General features: G+C 72.8%; 6 protein-coding genes. 2 read left to right on the forward strand and 4 right to left on the reverse strand.

Translation table 11 applies throughout. The annotated features are described in order from the left end of the window. The coding region (locus tag ACVMLK_RS19695) for a hypothetical protein (protein WP_457487381.1) at window positions 1-269 on the forward strand (269 nt) is incomplete at its 5' end. A 6-nt stretch (window positions 270-275) separates the two neighbouring features. On the opposite strand, the gene ACVMLK_RS19700 is transcribed toward ACVMLK_RS19695, so the two are convergent. The 4 genes from ACVMLK_RS19700 to ACVMLK_RS19715 are packed head-to-tail and all read right to left on the reverse strand — an operon-like array spanning window position 276 to window position 3,768. Beyond that, window positions 276-1,142, reverse strand: a complete 867-nt coding sequence (locus ACVMLK_RS19700) for a MetQ/NlpA family ABC transporter substrate-binding protein (protein ID WP_457487382.1) — start codon at window positions 1,140-1,142, stop codon at window positions 276-278. After that, window positions 1,142-1,975 carry a MetQ/NlpA family ABC transporter substrate-binding protein gene (locus ACVMLK_RS19705; protein WP_457487383.1) on the reverse strand — a complete coding sequence of 278 codons (834 nt, stop codon included), beginning with the start codon at window positions 1,973-1,975 and terminating at the stop codon, window positions 1,142-1,144. Before ACVMLK_RS19705 ends, ACVMLK_RS19700 begins: the two co-directional genes overlap by 1 nt. A 49-nt stretch (window positions 1,976-2,024) precedes the next feature. After that, window positions 2,025-2,690, reverse strand: a complete 666-nt coding sequence (locus ACVMLK_RS19710) for a methionine ABC transporter permease (protein WP_198364734.1) — start codon at window positions 2,688-2,690, stop codon at window positions 2,025-2,027. 1 nt (window position 2,691) lies between these two features. Continuing rightward, window positions 2,692-3,768 carry a methionine ABC transporter ATP-binding protein gene (locus tag ACVMLK_RS19715; RefSeq protein ID WP_198364735.1) on the reverse strand — a complete coding sequence of 359 codons (1,077 nt, stop codon included), beginning with the start codon at window positions 3,766-3,768 and terminating at the stop codon, window positions 2,692-2,694. Window positions 3,769-4,257: 489 nt separating this feature from the next. Between ACVMLK_RS19715 and ACVMLK_RS19720 the strand changes: the two genes are divergently transcribed. Beyond that, on the forward strand, window positions 4,258-5,489 hold a 1,232-nt coding region (locus ACVMLK_RS19720; RefSeq protein ID WP_457487384.1), incomplete at its 3' end, for a DEAD/DEAH box helicase.

Genomic DNA, 5,489 nt, shown 5'->3' on the forward strand with positions numbered 1-5,489 from the left:
GCTGCGCGCATCCGGTGCGCAGCCCGCTGCCGGACCCGCAGGCCGCCTGGCGGCTGAACCGCGCGCTCTGCGCCTCCGGAGTGGGCTGGCTGGCCGCGCCGGCGCTGGGCGGCGCGCTGCCCGTGGCGCCGGAGCTGATGCCGGCGGTGGCGGCGCTGCTGGAGGCGGCGGGGCCGGAGGCCACCGCCCCGGAGCCTGCCACGCCGGAGCGGCTGCGCGAGAACCTGCGCGCCTGGCGCGCTTTCGGCGCTTTGCCACCCGAGGGCTGAGGCGCGTCAGGCGCCGACGATCACCGCGCCGCCGAAGGTTCTCTCGACGAAGTCCTTCACTGCGGGGTCGGCATAGGCGCGGGCCAGCCGCAGCGCCCAGGGCCTGTTCTCATCGCCGCGGCGGACGACCACCAGCACGGTATAGGCGCTGTCGGTGCCCTCGACCGCGAGGCCTTCCTTGAGGGGGTTCAGCCCGGCCGGCACGGCGTAGTTGCCGGTGATGGCGGCGGCATCCACGTCGTCCAGCCCGCGCGCGATCGAGGCGGCCTCCAGCTCGAGGATGCGGATGCGCTTCGGATTCGCGGTGATATCGGCCACCGTGGCGCGGTAGTCGGCGCCTTCCCGCAGCGTGAACAGGCCCGCCTTGGCCAGGAGCAGGAGGGCGCGGCCGCCATTGGTCGGGTCGTTCGGGATGGCGATGCGGGCGCCGTCGGGGATATCGCCGATCGTCCTGTGCTTGCGGCTGAACACCCCCATCACCGTCAGCACGGTCTTGCCGACCGGCACGAAGTCGTAGCCGCGCTGCTGCTTCTGCGCCTCCAGGAAGGGCAGGTGCTGATAGGTGTTGATGTCGATCTCGCCGGCCGCCAGCGCCGCGTTGGGCTGGATGAAGTCGGAGAACTCGGTGATGCGGAGGACGAAGCCCTGCTTCGCCAGCACGTCGCGCACCGCCTCCAGCACCTGCGCGTGCACGCCGGCGGTGACGCCGACCCGCAGCGGCCGTGCCGCGGTGCCGATCTCCGCGCCCTGCGCCCGGGCCAGGGAGGCGCCGGCGGGCAGGCGGAACAGGACGGGCAGCAGCAGCGTGCCGCCCGCCAGGATCAGGGAACGCCGGTTCAGCATGATCATCCTCTCCCCCGGAAGGCGGGCCATCAGAAGGCCGGCACCACGGAGCCCTGGAAGGTCTCCTTGACGAACTTCTTGATCTCATCGTTCTGGTAGGCGGCGACCAGGCGCTTCACCCAGGGAGCGTCCTTGTTGTCGCGGTGCACGGCGATGAGGTTGGCGTAAGGGCTGTCGGCGCTCTCGATGGCGATGGCGTCGCGCACCGGGTTGAGCCCGGCCGGGATGGCGAAGTTGGTGTTGATCGCCGCCGCCTCGACCTCATCCAGCGCGCGGGGGATCTGCGCCGCCTCCAGCTCGATGATGCGCAGGCGCTTCGGGTTCTCCACCACATCGGCCACGGTGGCGCGGAAATCGGCGCCCTCGGTCAGCCTGAAGGCGCCGTTCGCCGCCAGCAGCGCCAGCGCCCGCCCGCCATTGGTGGGATCGTTCGGGATGGCGACGCGGCCGCCGTTCGGGATGTCGGCGATCTTCCTGTGCTTGCGGGAATAGACGCCCATCGGGAAGACCAGCGTCTTGCCGGCGGCGACCAGGGGCAGGTTGCGGTCGCGCACCGTGGCCTCGAGGAAGGGCTGGTGCTGGTAGCTGTTGGCGTCCAGGTCCTTCGCCGCCAGGGCCGCGTTCGGTGTGATGTAGTCGGTGAAGGGCACGATGCGCAGGATCAGGCCGTCGCGCGCGGCGATCTCCTGCACCTTCTCCAGCACCTGGCTGTGGGGCCCGGCGGTGCCGCCGATGCGCAGCGGCCGCGCGGCGGTGCCGATCTCGGGCCCGCCCTGGGCCCGGGCGGCAGGGGGGGCAGCGGTGGTGGCGAGAGCGGGCAGGGCGAGGCCGCTGCCGAGGAGGGTGCGGCGGGAGAGGGACATGGCGGTTCTCCTGGAGCTTCTTCTGGGGAGCGTCTTCTGGACGGCGGTTTCAGCGGCGGCGCACGCGGCGGACGAGCCAGTCGCCCAGCGATTGCAGCCCCTGCACGAAGAGGATCAGCACGGCGACGACGCTGGCCATCACCTCCGGCATGAAGCGCTGGTAGCCGAAACGGATGCCGAGGTCGCCGAGCCCGCCGCCGCCGACCGCGCCGGCCATGGCGGAGTAGCCCACCAGGCTGACCAGCGTGACGGTGACGGCGGCGATCAGCCCCGGCATGGCCTCGGGCACCAGCACCTTCCAGAGGATCTGTGGCCGCGTCGCGCCCATCGCCCGTGCCGCCTCGACCACGCCCCGGTCCACCTCGCGGAAGGCGGTCTCGAAGAGGCGGGCGATGAAGGCGGTGGCGGCGAGCGAGAGCGGCACGATGGCCGCGCCGGTGCCGATCGAGGTGCCGGCGACCAGCCGGGTGAAGGGCACGATGGCGACCATCAGGATGATGAAGGGCGTCGAGCGCACGGCATTGATCAGCAGGCCGAGCGGCCGGTTGACCAGGCCGTTCTGCGCCAGCCCGCCGCGATCCGTCGCATGCAGCAGCAGGGCGAGCGGCAGGCCGAGGAGGATGGCGATGGCGGCGGCGCCGGCCACCATGGTCAGCGTCTCGAGCGCCGCCTCGACGAAGAGCTGCTCCAGCATCGGGCTGAGCCAGGGGATCATGTCACGCGGCCTCCGCCTGCGGTTCCACGGGGGTGACGACCAGGCCCAGCTCGCCGAACCAGGCGACGGTGGCCTCGATCTGCGCCGCCGGGCCGTAGGCGGCCAGCGCCATCAGCCCGAAGGGCTCGCCGGCGATCTCGTCGATCCGCCCCGAGATGATGTTGAGATCGACGCCGAAGCGCCGCGAGGCCTCGCTGATCGCCGAGCGGGTGCTGTTCGGTCCGGCGAAGAGCACCTGCAGCAGGCGCCGCTCCTCGCCCTCGCGCGGGCCGGGCAGGCGCGCCACCGTGCCGGGCGGGATGGAATGGCCGATGGTGTCGGCGATGAAGCGCCGCGTCGTCGGATGGCGCGGCTGGGTGAAGACATCGAAGACCCGGCCCTCCTCGATCACCTGGCCGCGCTCCATCACCGCGACGCGGTCGCAGATCTCCTTCACCACCGCCATCTCGTGCGTGATCAGCAGCACGGTGAGGTCGAGCTGGTCGCGCAGCCGCCGGATCAGCGCCAGGATCTCCTGGGTCGTCTCGGGATCGAGCGCGCTGGTCGCCTCGTCGCAGAGCAGGATGCGCGGGCGCGGCGCCAGCGCCCGGGCGATGCCGACGCGCTGCTTCTGCCCGCCCGAGAGCTGCGCCGGATAGGCCTCGGCCTTCTCGGCCAGCCCGACCAGCGCCAGCGCCTCGGCCACGCGCGGCGCGCGCTCGGCGGCGGGCACGCCGGCGATCTCCAGCGGGAAGGCGACGTTCTGCGCCACCGTGCGGGAGGAGAGCAGGTTGAAGTGCTGGAACACCATGCCGATGCCGCGCCGCCGCTCGCGCAGCGCCCGGCCGTCGAGCGCCAGCAGGTCCTGGCCGAGCACCGTGACGGCGCCGGAATCCGGCCGTTCCAGCAGGTTGACGCAGCGGATCAGCGTGGATTTCCCGGCCCCCGAGCGGCCGACGATGCCGAAGATCTCGCCCGCCGCCACGTCCAGCGACACCCCGTCGAGCGCCCGCGTCGTCACGCCGCCGCGGCCGGGGAAATGGCGTTTCAGGCCGCGCAGTCGGATGGCGGGGTCGGGAGGCGCGGAGGATACGGGCATGGGCGATCCGGTCGGTCTGGCAACGGCGGGACGAGGCCCGGACGGGCAGGGGAGGGGCGGAGGCCCCGGTGGTCAATCGCGGTGGTCAGTCGCGATGCATTCGGCAGGTCATGGCCACTTCGTGATCCCCCAGATGGTCGGATGATCCACGAAGCTGGCGACGCGCGTCCCCGGCTTCCTGGCGCTTTAGCACTTGGTGTCGCGGCGCAAGCTGCATCCGTCAAATCCCCGCGGGAAGGCTATTCCCCTTCCAGGAGCGGAGAATGGGGAAACCACAGCCGGCATGCAAGCGCCGAAGCGCCACCGGAACCCATGCAACCTCCGCATGGCTCGCACCCAATGGGGAGCTTTTCGTGCAAAATCCGGGGAAAAGCGGTAAGGCGGCGCCAGCCCGGTGCCCCGATGGCCCCCGGCTCCCCTGCAGCGCCCCGTCACCGGGTGCGCCGGCGGACACCGACACCCGAAGACTACGGCGGATTTTTCACAGACATGCCCTTCCCCGCGATGCCCGAAGCGCTGCTGCGCGCCCTGACCGAGCGCGGCTACACCGAGCCAACCTCCGTCCAGGACGCGGTGCTGCAGGCCGAGACCCATGGGCGAGACCTGCTGGTCTCGGCGCAGACCGGCTCGGGCAAGACCGTGGCCTTCGGCCTGGCGGTGGCGGCCGAGGTGATGGGGACGGCCGAGCGCCTGCCGCCGGCCGGCGTGCCGCTGGCGCTGGTGGTGGCACCGACCCGCGAACTGGCGTTGCAGGTCCGCACCGAGCTGTCCTGGCTCTACGCCGCCGCCGGCGGCCGGGTGGTGAGCTGCGTCGGCGGCATGGACCCGCTGGCCGAGCGCCGGGCGCTGTCGCAGGGGGCGCATATCGTCGTCGGCACGCCTGGCCGGCTCTGCGACCACCTGGAGCGCGGCAACCTGCGCCCCGAGGCGCTGCGCGCCGTGGTGCTGGACGAGGCGGACGAGATGCTCGACCTCGGCTTCCGCGAGGAGCTGGAGCGCATCCTGGACGCCGCGCCGGAGGACCGCCGCACGCTGCTGTTCTCGGCCACCGTGCCGCGCGAGATCGCCCGCCTGGCCGAGAGCTTCCAGCGCGACGCGCTGCGCATCGAGGCGAAGGGCGAGGGTGGCCAGCACGGCGACATCGCCTACAGGGCGGCGCTGGTGGCGCCGCAGGATGTCGAGCGCGCCGTGGTCAACCTGCTGCGTGCCTCGGACAGCCCGCGCGCCATCGTCTTCTGCTCGACCCGTGCCGCCGTGGCGCGCCTGCAGGGCAACCTGGCCGAGCGCGGCTTCTCCGCCGTGGCGCTGTCCGGCGAGCTGTCCCAGGCCGAGCGCAGCCGCGCCCTGCACGCGCTGCGCGACGGCAAGGCCCAGGTCTGCGTGGCGACCGACGTGGCGGCGCGTGGCATCGACCTGCCGGATCTCGGCCTCGTCATCCATGCCGAGCTGCCGAAGGAGCCGGAGACCCTGCTGCACCGCTCGGGCCGCACCGGTCGCGCCGGGCGCAAGGGCACCTCGGTGCTGATCGTGCCGCCGAACCGCCGCCGCACGGCCGAGCGCCTGCTGGCCGGCGCGCGCCTGCAGGCCGAATGGGGCCCGCCGCCCGCCGCCGAGGTGATCCAGGCGCGGGATGCCGAGCGCCTCGCCACGCAGGCCACGGCGCTGCTGGCCGAGGAGGCCGAGCCGCGTGACCTCGAGGTGGCGCGGGGCCTGTTCGCCGG

Source organism: Teichococcus aerofrigidensis (assembly GCF_054073225.1).